This window comes from Mucilaginibacter lappiensis, assembly GCF_900155965.1.
In the GTDB taxonomy this organism is placed as follows: Bacteria; Bacteroidota; Bacteroidia; order Sphingobacteriales; family Sphingobacteriaceae; genus Mucilaginibacter; species Mucilaginibacter lappiensis.
In genome coordinates, this window is record NZ_FTMG01000006.1 from 158182 (window position 1) to 179827 (window position 21646).

A 21646-nucleotide genomic window follows, 5' to 3' on the forward strand; every position below is an offset into this window, starting at 1 on the left:
TCTCTTGCTTCGAGATGCTTTTTTATTATGCTAGTCAAAAGTTCCCTCTTCAGGGGGGCTAGGGGGCTCAATACAACAACTGATCATACGGGTACCTTTCGGTATGTATGGCCTTTACCTCGTTATAAAGCAAATCCCTGAACTCATCTACATTTTCCTTTTTAGTAGCTGATATAAATATCGCCGGGCTGTTATTCTTCGCCATCCAGCTATGTTTAAAATCATCCAGTGTAAGCGGCTCGGCCTGAGGCTCCAACTGGTGCTCTTCGGGCTTAAAAGCATCTATTTTATTAAACACTGTGATCATCTTTTTATCAATAGCGCCAATGTCTTTCAGGGTTTCGTTTACCGTACGTATCTGATCTTCAAAATTGGGATGCGATACATCCACCACATGTACCAGGATGTCGGCTTCACGTACCTCATCCAGGGTCGATTTAAAACACTCCACCAAATGGTGAGGCAGTTTGCGGATAAATCCAACCGTATCCGACAGCAGGAAAGGCACATTCTCAATCACCACTTTCCTCACGGTAGTATCCAGGGTAGCAAACAACTTGTTCTCGGCAAACACATCAGATTTGGATATCATATTCATGATGGTCGATTTACCCACGTTGGTGTAGCCCACCAAAGCGGCACGCACCATCTGGTTACGGTTTTTGCGCTGGGTTTCGTTCTGCTTATCAATCTGTTTCAGTTTTTCTTTCAGCAATGATATTTTATCCAGGATCAAACGTCTGTCAGTTTCAATTTGCGATTCACCCGGGCCACGCATACCAATACCACCCTTCTGGCGCTCCAGGTGGGTCCATAAACGGGTAAGCCGTGGTAGTAAATATTGCAGCTGGGCCAACTCCACCTGGGTTTTAGCCTGTGCGGTTTGTGCCCGGTTGGCAAAAATGTCCAGTATCAGGTTATTACGATCAAGTATTTTCACCTGCAGTTCCCGCTCAATATTGCGCAGTTGCGATGGCGATAGCTCGTCATCAAAAACCACCATATCAATCTCTTCTTCTATTACAAAGGCTTTAATATCTTCCAGCTTACCAGAGCCTACAAAAGTTGCCCTGTCTGGCCGTTGCAGTTTTTGGGTAAAACTTGTTATTGTTTCGCCACCGGCAGTGGCCACCAAAAATTCCAGTTCCTCTAAATACTCCTTCTCCTGCTCATCGGTTACGTGCGGTGTCATTACACCAACCAAAACAGCTTTTTCCTGCTTCACAGCAGTATCATAAAATTTTTGTTTCATTAATTACAGTATATCAATCCAAATGCCATTTCAGCAAATGGCACATATTTAAGCACAACCCTTATTTTGCTGATGCCAAAATTACAGTAAAGCAATATATAAATTATATTCCTATTTATTATACGGAGTCACTTCAGCAATAATTACAAAGTCGGGAACGGAATAAAAATGAAAGAGCTACAATCAATTGAATAAATTGTTTTATTTTTTAAAAATTCTTATATTACTTTCGTATTCAATTGTAATTAGAGAGATTAAACCTTATCACATGAACAAGATTTTTACCCTACTCCTTTTAGGGTGTATGGCAGTTGCTGCCAACGCGCAAACACCCGCGCCTGTACCCACCGCTCAAGCATTTGGCAAAGCTGATAAAGCCGATCTGGAGCTTAAAGCCTGCGATTTTGAAAAAGACGCTAACGCTGAGATCCTTTTTGACAAGGCCGAGGTTTACTTTGACCAAACCTATAACATTGTGACCGAAAGACACAAGCGCATTAAAATATTTAACGATAACGGCAAATCAGAAGCCAACATCCGTATAGAATATTATAGTGCCAATCGTTCCGAATACATTAGCGGCTTACAGGCACAAACCATTAACGCAGCCAACGGCACTCCCGAAATAGTAAAAGTTGATAAAAAGCAAATATTTACTGAGGTGATCGACAAGTATCGCTCGGCCATGGTATTTTCTTTCCCTAACGTAAAGCCGGGTTCTATCCTGGAATATAAATATCGCTTAACATCTGCTTCCATCACTGATTTTCCCGACTGGTATTTCCAGAGTGATCTGCCAACCCGCTATAGTGAATTAAGCACCAACGTACCTGATATTCTATTTTATAAGCAACTGGTAAATGTACATTCTCCTTATGTGGTAGACAAAACCAATTCAAGTAATGCCCACATACAGGCACTGGCCAACATACCATCGCTAAAAGATGAGCCCTTTATGGGTTCCCGTAGTGATAATTCAGAACGCATACTTTTTCAGCTGTTAAGTATAAAACCAACCAACGGGTTTACACAAACTTATCAGGATTCCTGGAAAAAAGTTGGTGAGAATAAAGCAGACGACGAAGATTTTGGTGGCCAGATAAACCGTAAACTTACCGGCGAAGAGGCGATCATTGCTAAAGCCAAAGGTCTGAAAACTGACGACAATAAGATTTCTTACTTATTTAACGAGGTTAAGAATACAGTAAAATGGAACGACTCTTATGCCCGCTATACTAATGATGGCACGGTAAAAGCCTGGGACAAAAAAATAGGTAACTCAACCGAAATTAACCTTATTCTTACCCACTTGCTTAAAAAATCAGGAGTTAAAGTATATCCTATGCTAGTGAGTACACGCAGTAATGGTCGTGTTAATCCGGCTTACCCAAGCTTTTACCAATTTAATACTACGGTAGCCTATATTCCGGTTGATAGTAATAAATACTATGTATTGGATGCTACCAACAAATACAATATATACAACCAGGTACCTAACAACTATTTAAACTCATTTGGTTTGTACATCAATAAGGACGATCAGGTTTATGATCTCGCATTTTTAGATGATAAAGACCCGGTTAGACAGATAGTGCTCATTAATGCCGAAATAAAACCAGAGGGCAAGATGAGTGGCACAGCCGACATCAGCAGCTTTGCCTACAATCGTGTTAATTGCATCAAGAAATACAAAACCGATGGCGAAAAAAAATACATCGACTTTTTGCGTAACGATAACAATAACATGAAAATTGCTTCGGTAAAGTTTGAGAATATGGAGGTCGACACTTTGCCGCTGCAACAAAAGATGGACTTTAACCTCGATCTTCCCGGGGCTGATGAAAACTATATTTACTTTAACTCCAACCTGTTCACCAATCTTAAAACAAATCCATTCTTAAACGAAAACCGCGTTACAGATATCGATTTCGGTTACCGCGATAATTACGCTATAACCGGCATATTCAAATTGCCTGCCGGCTATAAGGTTGACGCCCTGCCCAAAAGCATCAGCATGATGATCCCCGACAAAAGCATTATCTTCAGGCGTATTGTGGCCGAACAGGATGGCTCCATTATGATTAGGCTCAACGTCGATTTTAAACAATCAATGTATTTTAAAGAGAACTATCCGGAGTTTCATGAATTCTGTAAAAAAATGTACGAAATGCTGAACGAGCAGGTAGTACTCAAAAAATCCTGATAAATCATGTTTACTAAAAAATATAACAGGCTGCTATTAACTATAGCAGCCTTGTACGCGGCACATAGTCAAAGTTACAGCCAGGATAAAAACATCCCGAAGGATCTGTACGTGGCTTCAACCATCCCCGATTCGTTAAAAGAGGATGCCAACGTGGTAATTCGCTATGAAGCACGTGAAACTATAGTAAAAGAACCCGGCAAACAGATAACCAAAGAGCATAGCATTGTAACTATACTCAATGAAAAAGGCGATGATGACGCTACCTTTATGTTACCCTACAATAAAAAATATGATTCCTACAGCGGTATCGAAATAAGCATTTATAATGCTGCCGGCCTGCTCATCAAAAAGTATCATAAAAGCGATATGTACGATGGCTCGGCTGCAGACGATGAAACCATGGTAACGGATCAGCGTTTTTTGGCTATAAGACATGCCATAGCCGCCTATCCGGCAACTATTGAAATTCAGTACGAAGAAAATGAAAGCAGCTTCATTAGTCTGAACAGCTGGTATGTGCAGGACAAAATGGAACAAGCAGTACAAAACGAATACTGCAAAATTTCGGTAAACCCTACCATAGGTTTCCGGTACCAGAACAGCAATACTAACCTTAAACCTGTTAAAAGCAGCGCCGACGGTCTTGACACCTATACCTGGACAGCTAAAAACCTGAAGGCCATCAAAAAACAGGAACATATTGTAAGCTGGACCATCATTCCCAAAATCAATTTTGCAGTAAATACCTTTAATTGCTATGGCTATCCCGGCGACTTTACCAGCTGGCAATCATTCGGCAACTGGATAAAATCGCTAAATGACGATGTTTCTTCCTTAAGTCCCGAACGTATAGCCCAGATAAAACAAATGACCGATACTATCAAAACCGATAAGGAGAAAGCCCGTTTTCTGTATAACTACATGCAAAAAAGCATGCGCTATGTTGGCATTCAGTTAGGCATTGGGGGTTTTAAACCTTTTCCGGCAACTTTTGTCGACCAGAAAAAATACGGCGATTGCAAAGCACTTTCCAACTATATGAGGGCCTTACTCAAAGCTGTAAACATTCCATCAAATTACGCTATCATCAGGGCAGGTTACAATGCTGAACCCGCCAGCGAGGCATTCCCCAATAATTCATTTAACCATGCCATACTATGTGTCCCCTTTAAAAATGACACCACCTGGCTGGAATGTACCAGCAGCACCACCCCATTTGGCAAACTAGGCCCTTTTACCGAAAACCGCAACGCCTTGTTGATTACAGACGAAGGTGGCAAACTGGTAAATACTCCCCGAAGCAATCCACAAGACAATCAGCTTAACGGCCAGGTACACCTGGTATTGGACGCAGATGGCGGAGCCAAAGCCCATATCAATATTTTAAGCAGCGGCGAATATCGCAGCATGTTTGTTGATGTACTGCCCAACTATAAAGCCGACGAACAAAAAGAATACCTGTTAAAAAACCTGAATATTAAACAGCCCTCTGTTTTTACCTTTAAGCCTGCTGATGATACAAAAGGCTTTAAGGAGGTAAACATTGATATGGAGTATGATAAGTTTTGCGACATCGCCACTGGCGATAAGCAATTTTATCGTCCGCTGGCCTTTATACTTTGGGATGTTACATTGCCTGCCGAAGAGAAAAGAAAAACTAATTACTATTTCAAGGCCCCGGTTGCTAAAACCTGCATCACCACTATCGACCTGCCTGCCGGTTTTGAGGTAGAGACCCTACCTACCGATCAAAGCCTAAAGTTTACCTATGGCAGTTACGAGGTAAAATATCAATATGATGCTACCAAAAACCAGGTGATCAGCACGGCAAAGTTCAACTTAACCAACCAGGTGATCCCGGCCGCAAAATACACCGAAATGCAGGTTTATATGGATGCGGTAGCCAAAGCGCAAAATAAAAAACTGGTGATTCGCCGCAAAGCTTAAATTTGCGCCTGATGATATTCAGGCTCAATAAACGTTTAGTATTTCCTGAGCCCGATCTGGCCGAACCAGACGGGCTTTTAGCTGTAGGCGGCGACTTATCGACCCAGCGCCTGCTGCTGGCCTATCAAAACGGCATCTTCCCCTGGTATAGTGATGATACGCCAATCCTGTGGTATTCGCCGCATGAACGTTTTGTGCTTTATCCGCAGGAGCTCAACATATCCCGGTCTATGCGCCGGGCGCTCAACTCAGGCCGGTTCAGCGTTACTGCCGATACTTGTTTCCATGAGGTGATCACAGCCTGCTCCACCGTTCCGCGAGAGGATCAGGACGGCACCTGGATCACCGACGATATGAAAGCTGCCTATAACCAACTACATGCCGAAGGCTATGCCCACTCCGTTGAGGTTTGGCAAAACCAGGAATTGGTTGGCGGCATTTACGGCGTACGGGTAGGCGATGTTTTTTGCGGCGAAAGTATGTTTAGCAAAGTAAGTAATGCCTCCAAAACCGCGCTCATCCATGTATGCCAAAGCGGTTTGTACAAATTAGTAGATTGCCAGGTACATACCAACCATATGGAATCTATGGGTGCCCGAATGATCAGCCGGGAGGAGTATATGGCCATTTTAAACTCCGAAAATTAAAAAGCTTTCGGCCTTGAGCCTTCCGCTTTTAGCTCCGATATAGTTACCTTTGAAACGTGCAGCAAGCAAACACCAAAGAACGTATTATTTTAGGCATCGACCCCGGCACTGCCGTAATGGGTTATGGCCTGGTTAAAGAAACCGGACCAAAAATTGAGCTCATAGCCCTGGGCGTAGTGAAAATGGAAAAGCTGGACGATCATATGCTTAAACTGCAGCGCATCTTCGAAAAAACCGTGGCTCTTATTGATAATTACAAACCCGATTGCCTGGCCATTGAGGCCCCATTTTACGGTAAAAACATACAGGTAATGCTCAAGCTGGGCCGGGCGCAGGGCGTGGCCATGGCTGCAGCATTATCACGTAGTATTGATATTACCGAATATGCTCCCCGTAAAATAAAACAATCCATCACAGGTAATGGCAACGCCACTAAAGAACAGGTGGCTGCCATGCTGCAAAACCTGCTCAGCTTTAAAGAAACCCCCGATTTTCTGGATGCTACCGACGGACTGGCCGTAGCGGTTTGTCACTCTTTTCAACGCATGTCCACAGGCAGTAAAACCGGCAGCAAAAAATCATACTCCGGCTGGGATACCTTTGTAAAAGATAACGTGAAAAGAATTGTGAAGTAGATCCGTAACATTTCCACCTACGCCAAAATTTTCGTATATTTATATTAATCAACAGCCCGGGTGTCTTTTAACAGACATCCGGGCTGTTTAGCTTAAAGAAAAACAGGCCCAAAAATCGACTAACTAACATCTAATCACTTTATAGTTAGTTATTTAATACTTTTTAAAGTTTCAAAAACACGTTAAAACTGTGCTAAAATTTGTTAAAAAGTGTTAAAATCAATGGTTTTGAATGAATTTTGAGCTGTTTTTACGCCATTTTCGACCAGAAATTTGTTAAAATTTAAGGTTTAAAAAGTTTTTTGGAACCATCTTAAAGGCGGTTGACATTTTAAATTCAGCTGCCGTGTATTTTTTATATTTTTGCTGAAAATAATTAGTCATGGCTGAGATCAGTATCACCAACAAAGATTGGGAGCGCATCAAAATAAAAGTACAACGCAAATATAACCACCTTACCGACGAGCAATTACAATACGCCGAAGGCCAGGAAGAAAGCCTGATAACCAAATTAATGGATCTGGTGAACCGTGACAGGAAGTATGTAGTGTTCACTTTGAAAAAGGCTTTGGTAAATATTGACAATAACCGGCTGTAAATAAGGCCTGATTTGTAAAAAACAATAAGCTTTTTTGTATTTTTATAGGCTTAATGAAGAAACTGGGTATGGCGATCAATAAAAGATACAAAAAGATAGGTTTAGTTGCCGGTATAGTATTGCTGGCAGGCGGTGGGCTGGCTTTTAATGACGACCTGTTCCAGATATCGAAAAACCTGGATGTTTTTGCCTCTGTTTATAAAGAGGTGAATATCAACTACGTAGATGACATCAATTCGGCTAAACTGGTAAAAACAGGTGTTGATGCCATGCTCGACGGGCTCGATCCCTACACCGAATTTGTTCCCGAATCGGAAATAGAAGATTATAAGATGCATTATGTAAGTACCCAGTACGGGGGCATCGGCTCCAGCATTTTTGCACGCAACGGCAAGGTATATGTGTCTGATGTTTTCTCGGGTTTTCCTGCTCAGAAGGCCGATATACACCCCGGCGACCAGATCCTGAAAATAAATGACATTGATCTTACAGGAAAAAATAACGACCAGGTAAGCCTGCTACTGAAAGGTTCAAAAGGAGCGCCTATCAAATTACTCCTCAAACGCGATAATACACCACAATCTTTTGAAAAGAACCTGATCCGCGATGAGATCAAACAACCCAACGTATCCTATTTTGGTATGGTTGACGGTAACATGGGCTATATCAAACTGGATAAATTCCTGGAAAATTCAGCCGCCGAGGTAACCAACGCGCTGGTAACACTAAAAAAGAGCAATCCTAACGGTATCATATTGGATCTGCGCTCAAACGGTGGCGGTATACTGCAGGAAGCGGTAAAAATCGTCAACCTGTTTGTACAAAAAGATGTAGAGGTAGTATCGCAAAAAGGGAAGATCAAGGATAAAAACTTTACCTATAGCACGGTTAATACACCATTAGAGCCTAATTTGCCTTTGGTGGTATTGGTAAATAGTCATTCAGCTTCAGCCTCAGAAATTGTAGCGGGCTCCTTACAGGATCTTGATCGCGCTATCATTATAGGGCAACGCAGTTACGGTAAAGGCCTGGTACAGCAAACGTTTAACCTCCCTTATAATAGCCTGGTTAAAATAACCATCGCCAAATATTATGTACCATCGGGTCGTTGCATACAGGCGCTTGATTATACGCATCGTAAGGATGACGGCAGCGTGGTAAAAGTAGCCGATTCGCTGATCCATGAGTTTAAAACAAAAAATGGCCGGTCGGTTTTTGACGGCAGTGGCATTTACCCTGATATTTTTATCAAACAGGAAAAATTTGCCAATGTAACCCAGGCCTTGGTAGGCAAACTGCTAATATTTGATTACGCTACCGTTTACCGCGATGCACATGCTAAAATAGCCGAGCCAAAAGAGTTCAGCCTATCGGATGCTGACTACGGTGATTTTGTAAAATACCTGGCCGGTAAAAATTACAGCTATACTACTACTGCAGAAAAAGTACTGAGCAGTTTGAAAACAGAAGCCACCAAAGAGAAGCAGTTTAATGATATTCAGAGCGAATACGATATTTTAAAGTCAAAACTGCTGACCAGCAAAAAGAACGACCTGCAACAGCACAAAGCCGAAATAAAACAGGTGCTTGAAAATGAAATAGCTTCCCGCTATTATTTTGAACGGGGCCGTTACGAAACCAATTTTAAATACGATAAAGAGCTGGCCCAAGCGGTAAAAACCATGCAGGATAAGGCCCAGTTAGCGTCGATATTAAAAGGTGAAGGCAACTACAAAGTGATTGGAAAACCCGTGCTGGCCATGACCGGAAAAAAGACTTCGGATAAGGACTCGGACGACGACCAATAGACTAACTTTCTGCATATCAATTCATTACACATTTGTAACCGATTAGTTACTCCGCAATACAGGCGTTAGCTAAACTTTTGTTTAAGCTGGTTGTCATACATACAACCAACACACAAAAACAAATGAAAAAGATCATTTTAACTGCGATTATACTGCTAAGCTGCTTATCAGTAAAAATAGCCAGTGCTCAAATAAGTTTAAGTATAAATATAGGCAGTCAGCCAGAATGGGGCCCTACAGGCTATGATCATGCTGATTATTATTACCTGCCCGATATCGATTCATATTATGATGTGAATGCCCATCAGTATGTTTATATGAACAATAACGCATGGGTACGTGGTGCCGCTCTGCCACCTCGTTATGGCAATTATGATGTTTATCACAGCTACAAAGTAGTTGTGAATCAGCGCACTCCATGGGTTCACAATGATGTGATCAGGCAGAAGTATTCAAGCTACAGGGGCCGTCGCGATCAAACTGTCATCCGCGACAGCAAAGAGGTTAAGTACACAAATCATTGGAGAGGCGACCGCGGAAATAGCCGCAGGGTTGTGGATCACAAAACCGTTAGAGATGATCACCGCGACGATGATCACCGCGGTGACGGACACAGGAATTAATTATTGTTGTTAAATTTTATATACGGAACGAGTCTGCCATGATGGGTGGGCTCGTTTTTTATGATATTGGTTTAGATGCAGAAAAGTCCGAAATGAAAAATTTAAACTTTTTGTGCTAACGAGTGTCATACATTACAAACAATGTTATAATAAGTGATCGTGGCCTGCTAATTCAGTTAAATGAAGTTTTACCACGATAACTTATCAACCACTTAAAAAACATTAAAAAATGAAAAAGCTCATTTTGTCGGCAGTTATACTATTAAGCTGCTTTACAGTCAAAAATGCCAGTGCCCAGGTAAGTGTAAGTTTGGGAGTGAATATCGGCAGCCAGCCGGCCTGGGGCCCTGTGGGTTACAATTATGCCAACTATTATTACATGCCCGATATTGATACTTATTACGATGTGCCTACCCATCAATATGTATATTTTGATAACAATATATGGGTACACCGCGCCTATTTGCCGGTACGCTATCGTCACTATAACCTATATAACGGTTATAAAGTGGTGATCAATGATCGTAACCCATGGTTAAGGCACGGGTATTACAGGGATCATTACGCTGGTTTCCGTGGCCGTCACGACCAGGTGATCATCCGTAACAGCCGGGATGCACATTATGCCAACTACTGGCGTGGTAATTATGCCCGCAGAACAGCTTATGCACGTCCACACTATAATAACGGCAACCATTGGGGCAACCGCGGTGGTAATCGTGGAAACGGTAATTGGGGTGGTAATCGTGGCGGCGGACGTGGTAACTGGGGAGGTGATCGCGGAAATCACGGCGGAGATCATGGAAACCATGGCGGTGGACGCGGTCCCGGAGGAGATCATGGCGGCGGCCATGGTGGAGAACATGGACACCATTAACTAAAAATATTTAGGATAAAAAACGGGCTTTCTATGATAGAGAGCCCGTTTTTGAGCTTTGATCAAAAATGTAAAATAACCTTAAAGCTTATATTTCGCCCCATATTATAAATACCAGTATGCCCATTAGGCGATGATTTATAATATTCAAAATACTTTAATCGGTTCAAATTAGCCTGGTACGCGGTATCAAATAAATTATCTCCCTGGATAAAAAACTCATAAAAGGAAGATTTAGCTTTTTCGGCTTTAATGGTAAAACCCAGGCCCGCGTTAAACAGGGTATATCCTTTAGTAAACGTTTCGGTATTATCCAGCGCATAAAAATGGTTCTGGTTAGTATAGCCATCAGCCTCAATGCGGGCGTTTAGTTTATTAAATACACCATAAGTTCCAGGCAATGTTGCTCTTAATGCCGACCGGGTATGCAACGGAGGTATAAAGGGAAGGTACTTTGCTGCTTCGCCATATTTATCTATCAATGGCTGATTTTTGTTTATCCCGGTTACATAGGATATGCTGTTGTCAAATGCCAGCCACTTGATGCTTTGCGGATGCAGGTTGAGGGTAAGTTCGGCACCATAAAGCCGGGCTTTTGATTGCTGGTATTGATAGGTGCTGTTTCCCGGTACAATAATAACAGGATTACCGTTGGCATCATTCAATTTGGCCTGGTAAATATAGTTGTTGATATTATTGTTGAATACTTCGGCAATGATGTCCATATCGGGCAGATAAGCAATAAAACCAAGATCTTCCTGCAAACTAAATTCGGGGTTGAAACTGCGGTTACCCAGGTAAACAATGTGCGCACCAGGATCAAGCCCGTTTGAACCAATTTCGGTAATGTTTGGTGCCCGATAGCCTCTGGCAATATTAGCTTTGAGCAGCAGGCGATCGCTGATATTATAGGTAAGACCTAAACTACCCGAAAAGCCCCGGTAATTATGTTTAAAGGCAGGAAACTGTAGACTGGCGCCCGCTGTATCAGGCAGATGTACTTGCTTACCAAACCCGGTTTGTGCATCGGTGCCCACATAAAAGTTGTTCCAGGTAATGTGCCTGGTATCATACCTTAAACCACCGGAAATATCGATTCGGCCAAAGCTCCTTTTAGCGAACAGGAAGCCTCCGGCATCAAACAAATTATAATCGGGTATCGGAAAATCGGTTGCAGCCTTACTACGGTTAGTTTGATACATACCATTGATACCCGCCGTCGTTTCAACACCACCTAAACTGGGCAGGTTATACCGCACATCATAATTAACGGTATTCAGTACCACATATAAGCCGGCCTGCTCCGGAATAGTAGGATGGTCATATTCCCTGCGGATACTTTGTTGAAAGCCCAATGATGTGTTGATACTGCCATCGCCGGTTTTAAAAGAGTTGGTATTGTATACCCTGTAATGCTGTATACGCTGATGTAAAGGTGTTATGGCATAAGAACGCAATTCATCGTTGGAAACTACAGGACGGTTTTTGATATCGTCTTGCCCTGCCTCATAGATCTGCTTGGTAAAACGGCGACTAAGCGAATCGCGACTGCCATCGGGTATTTCCTGGCGGTTATCATATAGTGTAGCGCCAATTTGTGAATAGCCCCATGATTTATCGACCCGGGCAATGCCGGATAAGTTAAACTCCCGGAAACCGGTATTATAAACAAAACCATCGATCTTATTTTGATAATCATGTGCCGCTTTGGCGGTAGCCCGAAAAGCGTATTTCCAGTTGTTCTGTTTGTAGGATAAGCCCACGGAAGTGCCGATCATGCCGTTGTTGGTATGATAATCGGTTATGAAATCGCCATTGAGCTTGCCATCGTCGCCACTGGGGATGTATGGGATGAGGTTGATAACACCGGCCAGCGCATCGGAGCCATAAGTTAAACTGGCAGGGCCCTTTACCACTTCAGCACGACCGATACCGTATTGATCTATCTCGATACCATGTTCGTCGCCCCATTGCTGGCCTTCCTGGCGTATACCATCGTATAAAGTCAAAACACGGTTGTAACCCAGGCCTCGAATAAAAGGTTTGGAAATATTGGGCCCGGTGGTAACCGCGCTTACACCTGGTACACCTTTGATAATAGCATCAATGATATTGTTATTGACATGCTGCTCGATCTCTTTTTTGCTCATTACCGTTATGGGCACGGGGTTGCTTCGTAGTTGTGTAGCTCGCGATACCCCTGTTACCACCACTTCATTGAGCTTAGATGGTTTTTCTTTCAGGCTCACATTTTTTATAACCGGTTCATTGTTGTTAATGGTGATACTGACGGTGTCGGCTTCATAACCGATGCTGGTAAAAGTGATACCATAGGTGCCGGGAGGAATGTTCTTGATCTCGAAATAGCCCTTGGTATTGGTACTTACGCCTTTCCCAAGCCCCTTAATGCTTACTGAAGCATAAGACAAAGGTTCATTATTGGCGGTAACATGCCCTTTTAAAACTCCGTTTTGGGCAAAAAGTTGATTAGTTATCAATAATATAAAAAGTAAAAGTAGTGCTCGCATATAGTTTAAATTTATGCAAACATATTTAATTTATTTGATTAATAAAATATATAAAATTAGTCTTAACTAATTTTATAATAAACGAAATGTTTTTAGCTATGTTTGTGTGTAATCATAAAGGTGGATGTACACATTATCAGAAGAGAATTACCTAAAATCAATTTACCGGCTTAGCCAGCAATCTAATTTTAAGATAACGCCTACAGCCATTGCCGAATCGTTGAAAAACAACCCGGCATCTGTTGTGGATATGATACGCAAGCTGACCGACAAGCAGTTGATAGAGTACGACAAGAAAAAAGGCGTTAAACTAACTCCTGTTGGTTTAAAAGACGCGGTGTTGATTGTTCGTCGTCACCGGCTTTGGGAAGTGTTTTTGTTAGAAAAACTGGGGTATCATTGGGATGAGATTCATGATATTGCCGAAGAACTGGAACACATCAGCGATGCTACACTGGCCGACAGGCTGGATAAGTTTCTCGGTTTCCCGGAATATGATCCCCATGGCGACCCTATACCAAAAGCAAACGGTAAGGTTCCGAAACCTTATTCGGTAACCTTAGCCGATCTGAAAATAGGAACTAATTGCCGGGTAGCCGCTGTAAAAGATACCAGCAGTTCGTTTTTACAGTACCTGCAAAAATTGGATATTGGCATAGGTACCAACATCAAGCTACTGGAAAAAATAACTTACGATAATTCGTTGGTGATCAGCATTAATGACAAAGAAAATACTACTGTATCACAAAAATTTGGCGAAAATATTTTGGTGGACTGAAGAGCTGAAAGCTCAAAGTACAAAGCCTAAAGCTATATAAGCAATGATAAAAAAAAGGCCTAAAGCAGAAGATGCTTTAGGCCTTTAGCTTTCTTCTTTAAGCTCGCTTACGGTGTTTTCCCGTTTATCTTGGCCGATTCTTCCAGTTCATTATCAACCTGATCGTCAAAATACAAGCGGTATATTAACCAATCGTTTTTGGGTTTGTAAAACATAAAGGTGAAACGTACCGGTTGGTTCTGGTGTTTTACCAGGTAACTGTACAATATCAGGCTGTTTGATGCCTTGCGTTGCACAATCAATTCCTTTCCGATGTATAGGCCAATTAAAGCCCGGGTAGTATCAATTTTGGCAATTAACCCTCTCAAACTGGTTGAATCAACCAGTGGATTAGTTTTAAAAATGTTGATGATAGCCCTTGAAGTACCATCTTTTTCATACGTTTTAAAAAACTTATCAATGTAGGCAGTTGCCCCGGTAGCATTGATGGTGGGCGCTTTTGTAGTTGTAGCCGCCGCCTGGGCTTGCGCATTTGTGCTGTTACAAATAATAAAAGCTATTGCTAATAGAAATATTGACTTTAATGCCTTTGGATTGAAGTATCGCATACTGATGATTTATTAGCTAAAATAAGCAATTAAATTATACCAGTTCCTCTTCACGGTAAAATGATGGTAAATTTATTGTTAGGAAACATGGTGAAATAAGGTTGCCCGAACCCGGTGCTTGGATAAGAAAGATAATATCGAACAATAAATCTTGAATTTCCAACATCAAAATCATTATGCAACATCTTAGTCTTCGCTACCGCGAGATTAGCGCAGCGTATCTCGTGGGTGGCATGGTTAAAGCTTCCAGCTTAAGTACTTTCAGCTGAAAGCTGAAGCCATGATCACCACAGGCTGGGTGGGAGCCTGAGGTAGCTTAAATTTAGCCAGAATCATGGTTTACACTATTTTGGGGTGCATTTGAGTTAATTTATTGACAATAAGTAAATTAACTCAATATTAACCGTGAAAAGTGTAAACCATGTAAACCCACTTTTTTAATAAAATGGCGTGCCTTTTCAGAAATTACACTTACCCATCTTTTAAATTGTATGCCAATAAAAAAGCCTGCTACAGGGAGCAGGCTTTATATAATATTGTATAACGTTATTATTTAGTAACGTACATTACCTCTTTAACTGCTTTAATCACACGTTCAGGATTTGGCAGGTATTCCTGGATCAGAGTTGGTGCATAAGGCAGGGGTACGTCGCCACCCATAATGCGTAATATAGGTGCATCAAGATAATCAAACGCGTCTTTCTGAACTTTAAAGGCAACCTCGGTAGCTATGGAGCCCAAAGGCCAGCTTTCTTCAATGATCACTAAACGGTTTGTTTTTTTAACCGATTCAATAACAGTAGCGTAATCGATAGGACGTACAGTACGCAGGTCGATCACTTCAGCATGAATACCTTCTTTTTCCAGTTCGGCAGCTGCGGCAATAACCACTTTCATGATCTTGCCAAAGCCTACTAAAGTAACGTCAGAGCCTTCTTTAACAACTTTTGCTTTACCTAAGGGTATATAATAAGTTTCTTCTGGAACTTCGCCTTTATCGCCATACATTAACTCAGACTCCATGAAAATAACCGGATCCGGATCAATGATAGCTGATTTTAATAAACCTTTAGCATCGTAAGGGTTTGATGGTACTACCACTTTTAAACCCGGGCAGTTGGCATACCAGTTTTCAAAACACTGGCTGTGCTGTGAGCTTAGCATACCCGCATTACCGGTTGGGCCGCGGAAAACGATTGGAACCGAGAATTGGCCCCCGCTCATAGACATGATTTTGGCTGCACCGTTGATGATCTGGTCAATAGCTACTAACGAAAAGTTAAAGGTCATAAACTCGATGATCGGGCGCAATCCATTCATGGCAGAGCCAATGCCGATACCGGCAAAGCCTAATTCAGAGATGGGCGTATCAATAACGCGTTTGGCACCAAATTCATCCAGCATAGCCTGGCTTACCTTGTAGGCGCCATTATATTCGGCAACCTCTTCACCCATCAGGTATATTTTATCGTCGTTGCGCATTTCTTCGACCATGGCCTCTCTTAGCGCTTCTCTGAACTGTATTTCTCTCATTATATTTATATAAAATGATGTTTTTTGCGACCGCAAATATAAACACTAATGTGTAAAATGCAATCCCTAAGCAAGTGCAGATAAGGTTTTACCGCATATATTTTACAAAAATCAGCACATTGGATAAATAAACCTTGTACCAATGAAATTTCCATCATTGAAAAACCTTGCCAGCGGTATTTAAGACACTAAATGCAATCCTTTTGAGGTTTTGATTTTTACATATTATCCAGCATACTCATATCAAACTTGGGTTTGAGGGTGTATTTAAGTTGTACCAAGCCGCTGCTGAATTGTTCACTACTGATTAGTGTTAGATCTATACGTTCTTTTATATTGATAAAAAGCGGTTTACCCCCACCTAAAATTACGGGATGAACGGATATTAATAACTCATTGATCATGTTATTGACTAGAAATGCCGATACCAATTCTGCCCCTCCAAACAACCAAATATTTGCGCCGGGCTGGTGCCTGATCTCTTCTATCCGGGTTTTAAAATCTGCCTCAGTAATAATTTCGGCATTGTCACCCACATTCTTTAAGGTATTAGAGAAAACGTACATTTTAATCGCCGAGAATACCTCAGGGCTTGCGCTCATGAGCATCTCGTAACTTTTGCGGCCAAGAAATATGGCATCGGTATTACCTAAAAATTCGGTCATACCATAATCCTGATCGGTAAAACACCAATCATACTCGCCATTAGGGCCTTCAATATATCCATCGAGGCTCAAGGCCAGGTTCAAAATTATTTTTCGCATGGTAGTTTTAGATGTTATACAGATTTATTCGTCTTCCACAACACGGTTTTTTTCCTGCCATTGTTTGCTGAACGATTTTTCGGCCACATTGGGCATATCACGCAGATGTCCCCATGTCTTTTTAAAGAAAGTTTTAAGCAGAAAATTTTTCATTTTGCCGCCAAAAAAGTCGGTAAGCTTGCGTTTAAGCATGCCCTTCGTCCAGATGGCCCAGCCCCAGCGTTCTTTAGTGGTAACAAGATGCTCCTTTACCGCATCACGGCGATTAAGCAGTAGCATTTTATGAATGTCGATCTTAACGGGGCAAACTTCGGTGCATCTACCACATAAGCTGGAGGCGTAGCTTAAGTGTTTAAACTCATCCATCCCTCTGGTATGTGGTGTAATAATAGAGCCAATAGGGCCGCTATAAGTAGTATTATAAGTGTGGCCGCCGATATTTTTGTAAATAGGACAAACGTTTAAACAAGCACCACAGCGGATGCAGTATAAACCCTGACGCTGCTCTTTCTGAGCTAAAAGATTGGTGCGACCGTTATCCAATAATATCACATACATTTCATCTGGGCCATCGGTTTCATTTGGTTGGCGCGGGCCGCTTAAAATAGTGTTATAAACCGTAAGATTTTGCCCGGTGCCATGGGTTGATAGCATAGGCCAGAACAGATCGAGATCGGTAATAGATGGTATAAGCTTTTCGATACCAACGATTGCAATGTGTATTTTAGGAAAGGTGGTACACAGGCGAGCGTTCCCTTCGTTTTCGCTAATAGCTATACTGCCTGTATCAGCCAGTAAAAAGTTGGCGCCCGTGATACCGATATCGGCTTGCAGATATTTCTCGCGCAGTAATTCACGTGCTTTAAGGGTAAGTTGTTCCGGGGTGGCATCAACAGGGGTGCCGAAACGTTCGTGAAACAGTTTGGCTATATCCTCTTTACTGAGGTGCATAGCCGGGGTAACGATATGGTAAGGCTTTTGCCCCAGGAGTTGCACAATGTATTCGCCCAGGTCGGTTTCTAATGACTCAATATGGTTACTTTCCAGGAACTCATTTAAGTGAATTTCCTCGGTAACCATTGATTTTGATTTGACGACAGTTTTGGCGTTAGCTTTGCGAATAATGCTCAAGATCTCACGATTGGCTTCTTCGGCATCATTGGCCCAGATTACTTTGCCCCCACGTTTTTGGAAATTGGCTTCAAACTCTGGTAAAAACTTATCCAGGTTTTCCATTACCTTCCATTTAATCACATGCCCCTTACGTTTGGCATTGTCAAGGTTAGTAATACGGGAGAGGCCTCGTTCCACAGCGGTGCTGTATTTATCAATGTTATTATTGATAATACGGCGGTGATCAACATCAAAGGCCTTCTCTTCAGAGGCTACTAAAAACTCTTCCGCTGTGCTTCCCATATATGCGAAAATAAGGTTTTTTTTGTTGAGACGCATATTTTGCGCCATCTGAATATCTGCAGGAAACAAAAAAGAGACGCAAATATGCGTCTCTACATTTTAAATCTTATAAAATCGATTACTCGAAATAATTTATCTTACTTCTTCAGATATCTTGCCGTCTACAAAAGGGCGTTTATCACGGTTCGCTAAATCCCAACCAGTATAAAACACCAGTTGCGCTCGCTTAACCAGCAACGGAAAGTTAATTTTACTTACCTCATCGCCAGGTGCGTGATAATCGGAGTGAACACCGTTGAAGTAGAAAATAATAGGAACACCGTGTTTGGCAAAATTGTAATGATCGCTGCGATAGTAAAATCTGTTAGGATCATTTGGGTCGTCATATTTATAATCTAAGTGCAACTTAGTATAAGTGTTATTGGCATTCTCTCCAATTTCATGCAGTTCTTTACTCAGCATGGCCGAGCCGATTGCGTATACATAATTGGCCGAGTCTGGTTTACCAATGTAGTCATAACCTACACGACCAATCATATCAATGTTGAGATCGGTAATGGTGTTAGCTAGCGGAAAAACTGGATGCTCAGAATAATACTCAGATCCCAGCAAGCCTTTTTCTTCACCAACGTTACCCAAAAACAGGATACTACGGCGAGGTCCATGGCCATCTTTTTTTGCTTGTGAAAATGCACGGGCAATTTCCAATATCCCGGTAGTACCAGAACCGTCATCATCGGCACCGTTATTTACTTTGTCTTTGGCATTAGGATCAGGGTTTAAGCCAATATGGTCATAGTGCGCCGAAAATACTAATACCTCATCTTTAAGATCTGTACCCGGCATGTAGCCCAATACATCAACTGCTTTTACTGGTTTCTTTTCGGTAATATAACTGATCACTACATCGGCTTTAACTGTAGTCGCAGGTATTATAGTGCCTGCAGCAGCCGTTTTTAGCTCATCATAAGTTTTTCCGATTGTTTTTAAAAACTCATTAGCAACAGGTATATCAATCATAAATACAGCAGCATTACCTGTATCTTCCTTTTTAATGCCTAAACGCGGACCTGTAACACTTTTGCTGTAACGTTTTAAAACCATTGGCACATCGGCATTTGTGGCCAATATAAGCGCAGGTTTTTTACTTTGCAGATCAGCCAATATCTTGTTACGTATAGCACTAAAGCGACCACTTATATTAGGTTTTGTACCCGCTTCTGGTCTATCCTCATTTATCCATAGTAATATTTTACCAGTCAGATCGGTGTTGGCTATTTCGCTTTCGGTACCATAACCTATAAATACTATATCATGAACATTCAGGTTTTTATCAGCATAAATGCCATTAACAAAAAAATCCTGGTTAAAAACAAATGGTTTTCCGTTTACGGTAAAGGTGCTTACATGTAGCTTGCTTTCAACCAGCGGCACATCCAGAAAATAAGACCCGTTTACGGGGGCTTGCAGGCCCAATCTTTTAAATTCGGCAGCAATATAGTTTGCCGCTTTCTCGGCGCCGGGCTTGCCGGTTTCGCGGCCTTCAAATGCATCGGATGCTATAATACTCAGATGCTTTTTGGCATCATCAGCAGTGATCAGTTTGGCGTACTTGATAACGGTTGGATTTTGCTGGGCACAGGCATTTAAAGCAAATACCGATGAAATGGCCCATAGATATATTTTTTTCATGTTTATAGGTTAGTTATGTTCATGGAATAATTTCTGCCTCCGGCTTCTTCAGCACGCAATTTTACCTACGCGTGTTGCATGGCGACCGCCTTCAAATTCTGTACTTAGAAATGCAGCTACAATTTTTTCGGCTTCATCAATACTGATAAAGCGTGCGGGGATGCATACAATATTGGCATTATTATGCTTACGGGCCAGTTCGGCGAGTTCAACTGTCCAGCAGATGGCTGCGCGAATGCCCTGATGTTTATTGGCGGTAATAGCCACACCGTTAGCACTGCCGCAAACCAGTATTCCCAGGTCAAATTCACCGCTTTCAACTGCCGAGGCAACGGGGTGAGCGAAGTCGGGGTAATCTGCCGAGGCATTAGAGTAGGTGCCGAAATCTTTTAACTCGGCGGCGGGTACAGTTTCCAGCAAAGCCTGTTTATAATCAAAGCCGGCATGGTCGGCACCAATGGCAATCTTTAGCCCTTCTTTCATCAGTTAAATAAGTGTTAAGTTAATATACAAATGTGCAAATTATTTAGCTGTACAAATGTGCAAATTTCACATATGTGGGTAGCTGCCTATAAAGACGCCATGGGTCTGGGCCCGATCCTTAAAAGCCAGACCATTTGCTTAAAAAGTGGGTTTACATGGTTTACACTTTTTATGGTTAACATGCACGTATATATTTATCAATCAAATAGTTATATAAATTAATGTCATAAAATGACGAATTTATGTTAACCATGTTATTAACTAAAAAAAGCCGTCCGAAGAGACAGCTTTTTTATAAATCATGTGTATATCTGTTTTATGACATTACCTCTTCGTGGCGTTTCCGTTTTCTTTTTTCAACCAGGCCAGCTACTATAATACTTACTTCATAAAGTACAAACAGCGGGATACTTACAACGGTCATGGTTAACATATCAGGTGTTGGGGTTACCACAGCCGCGATGATCAGGATGATCACAATAGCATACCTGCGTGTTTCGCGCATAAATTTAGGCGTTAAAATGCCCAGGTTTGCTAATATGTAAACCAAAATGGGTAACTGAAATACCACACCAGTGGCCAGGGTTAAGGTGGCAACAGATGATATGTAAGAATCGATCGAGAATAAGTTCTGAATCTGAGTACTTACTGTATAGCCCGACAAAAAATTGATAGACATAGGCGTAATAACATAATACCCAAACATAATACCCAAAAAGAACAGCAAACAAGCATAAAAAACAAAACCTGTTGCGGCCTTACGTTCCTTTTCATGTAGGGCTGGCTTTATAAAGCGCCATATTTCCCAAATGAGATAAGGAATACCCAGGGTAACACCTATGATAAGAGCCGAATTGATCTGGAGGGTAAACTGGCCGGCCATTTCGGTATTGATGAGATGTATATTGATCTTATCAATACAAAAACCCGAGCGATGCAAAGCCGCGCCAAGATCGCACAGCATACGATAGGTCCAGAAAGTGGGCTTGCTGGGGGCCATGATAACATGAGCAAAAATCCAGTCGTAATAATAAAATACTACAGCGGTAAATATTACAATAGCTATTGATGCTCTTACTAAGTGCCATCTAAGTGCTTCTAAGTGACCGAAGAAGGACATTTCTGCCTCCATCGTTTTTCCTTTTTCTTTTATGGCCTTAATTAGTTTGTTATCGCTCATGGTTTAAATACCGCTGTAAAAACGCTATTGTGCTAAGTACGTTTAATTATATGAAGATAGTTTGAATTTAT

The 21646-nt window shown here is 41.7% G+C and carries 18 protein-coding genes; 9 read left to right on the forward strand and 9 right to left on the reverse strand.

The genetic code is table 11. From position 1 onward, the window contains the following. Window positions 1-67 precede the first annotated feature (67 nt). Window positions 68-1252 carry a GTPase HflX gene (gene hflX / locus BW976_RS13600; protein WP_076373849.1) on the reverse strand — a complete coding sequence of 395 codons (1185 nt, stop codon included), beginning with the start codon at window positions 1250-1252 and terminating at the stop codon, window positions 68-70. Window positions 1253-1520: 268 nt separating this feature from the next. Between hflX and BW976_RS13605 the strand changes: the two genes are divergently transcribed. The 8 genes from BW976_RS13605 to BW976_RS13640 all read left to right on the forward strand — a co-directional run bounded on the left by BW976_RS13605 (window position 1521) and on the right by BW976_RS13640 (window position 10593). Beyond that, the gene (locus tag BW976_RS13605; RefSeq protein ID WP_084192187.1) at window positions 1521-3455 is read left to right on the forward strand and encodes a DUF3857 domain-containing protein; all 1935 of its coding nucleotides are present in this window, start codon (window positions 1521-1523) and stop codon (window positions 3453-3455) included. Window positions 3456-3461: 6 nt separating this feature from the next. Continuing rightward, the gene (locus BW976_RS13610; RefSeq protein ID WP_076373851.1) at window positions 3462-5405 is read left to right on the forward strand and encodes a DUF3857 domain-containing protein; all 1944 of its coding nucleotides are present in this window, start codon (window positions 3462-3464) and stop codon (window positions 5403-5405) included. 11 nt (window positions 5406-5416) lie between these two features. Beyond that, entirely contained in the window at window positions 5417-6052 is a 636-nt protein-coding gene (gene aat, locus BW976_RS13615; protein ID WP_076373852.1) for a leucyl/phenylalanyl-tRNA--protein transferase, read from the forward strand. 56 nt (window positions 6053-6108) lie between these two features. Then, entirely contained in the window at window positions 6109-6687 is a 579-nt protein-coding gene (gene ruvC, locus BW976_RS13620; protein WP_076373853.1) for a crossover junction endodeoxyribonuclease RuvC, read from the forward strand. 382 nt (window positions 6688-7069) lie between these two features. Continuing rightward, complete coding sequence (locus BW976_RS13625) at window positions 7070-7285, forward strand: hypothetical protein (protein WP_076373854.1); 216 nt, start codon at window positions 7070-7072, stop codon at window positions 7283-7285. A 53-nt stretch (window positions 7286-7338) separates the two neighbouring features. Next, entirely contained in the window at window positions 7339-9093 is a 1755-nt protein-coding gene (locus tag BW976_RS13630) for a S41 family peptidase (RefSeq protein ID WP_076373855.1), read from the forward strand. Window positions 9094-9215: 122 nt separating this feature from the next. Continuing rightward, window positions 9216-9716, forward strand: coding sequence for a hypothetical protein (locus tag BW976_RS13635; RefSeq protein ID WP_076374000.1), 501 nt, complete (start codon window positions 9216-9218; stop codon window positions 9714-9716). 229 nt (window positions 9717-9945) lie between these two features. Beyond that, window positions 9946-10593 carry a hypothetical protein gene (locus BW976_RS13640; protein ID WP_076373856.1) on the forward strand — a complete coding sequence of 216 codons (648 nt, stop codon included), beginning with the start codon at window positions 9946-9948 and terminating at the stop codon, window positions 10591-10593. Window positions 10594-10655: 62 nt separating this feature from the next. Here the strand turns inward: BW976_RS13640 and BW976_RS13645 are convergent, their stop codons facing one another. After that, window positions 10656-13121 (reverse strand): TonB-dependent receptor, encoded by a 2466-nt coding sequence (locus BW976_RS13645; RefSeq protein ID WP_076373857.1) that lies wholly within the window; start codon window positions 13119-13121, stop codon window positions 10656-10658. 124 nt (window positions 13122-13245) lie between these two features. Between BW976_RS13645 and BW976_RS13650 the strand changes: the two genes are divergently transcribed. Then, window positions 13246-13899, forward strand: a complete 654-nt coding sequence (locus tag BW976_RS13650) for a metal-dependent transcriptional regulator (protein WP_076373858.1) — start codon at window positions 13246-13248, stop codon at window positions 13897-13899. 107 nt (window positions 13900-14006) lie between these two features. On the opposite strand, the gene BW976_RS13655 is transcribed toward BW976_RS13650, so the two are convergent. From BW976_RS13655 to tatC, 7 genes are all read right to left on the reverse strand, one after another. Next, on the reverse strand, window positions 14007-14507 hold the full coding sequence (locus BW976_RS13655; RefSeq protein ID WP_076373859.1) for a hypothetical protein: 501 nt from the start codon (window positions 14505-14507) through the stop codon (window positions 14007-14009). Between the two features lie 549 nt (window positions 14508-15056). Continuing rightward, entirely contained in the window at window positions 15057-16040 is a 984-nt protein-coding gene (locus BW976_RS13660) for a pyruvate dehydrogenase complex E1 component subunit beta (protein ID WP_076373860.1), read from the reverse strand. A gap of 218 nt (window positions 16041-16258) precedes the next feature. Beyond that, a complete protein-coding gene (locus tag BW976_RS13665) occupies window positions 16259-16804 on the reverse strand; it encodes a dihydrofolate reductase family protein (RefSeq protein WP_076373861.1) in 546 nt (181 codons plus the stop codon). 24 nt (window positions 16805-16828) lie between these two features. Continuing rightward, a complete protein-coding gene (locus BW976_RS13670; RefSeq protein ID WP_076374001.1) occupies window positions 16829-18220 on the reverse strand; it encodes a LutB/LldF family L-lactate oxidation iron-sulfur protein in 1392 nt (463 codons plus the stop codon). Between the two features lie 132 nt (window positions 18221-18352). Continuing rightward, the gene (locus BW976_RS13675; RefSeq protein ID WP_076373862.1) at window positions 18353-19912 is read right to left on the reverse strand and encodes a M28 family peptidase; all 1560 of its coding nucleotides are present in this window, start codon (window positions 19910-19912) and stop codon (window positions 18353-18355) included. Between the two features lie 48 nt (window positions 19913-19960). Beyond that, a complete protein-coding gene (rpiB, locus tag BW976_RS13680; protein WP_076373863.1) occupies window positions 19961-20395 on the reverse strand; it encodes a ribose 5-phosphate isomerase B in 435 nt (144 codons plus the stop codon). A 316-nt stretch (window positions 20396-20711) separates the two neighbouring features. Next, window positions 20712-21575 (reverse strand): twin-arginine translocase subunit TatC, encoded by an 864-nt coding sequence (gene tatC, locus BW976_RS13685; RefSeq protein WP_076373864.1) that lies wholly within the window; start codon window positions 21573-21575, stop codon window positions 20712-20714. Window positions 21576-21646: the final 71 nt, after the last annotated feature.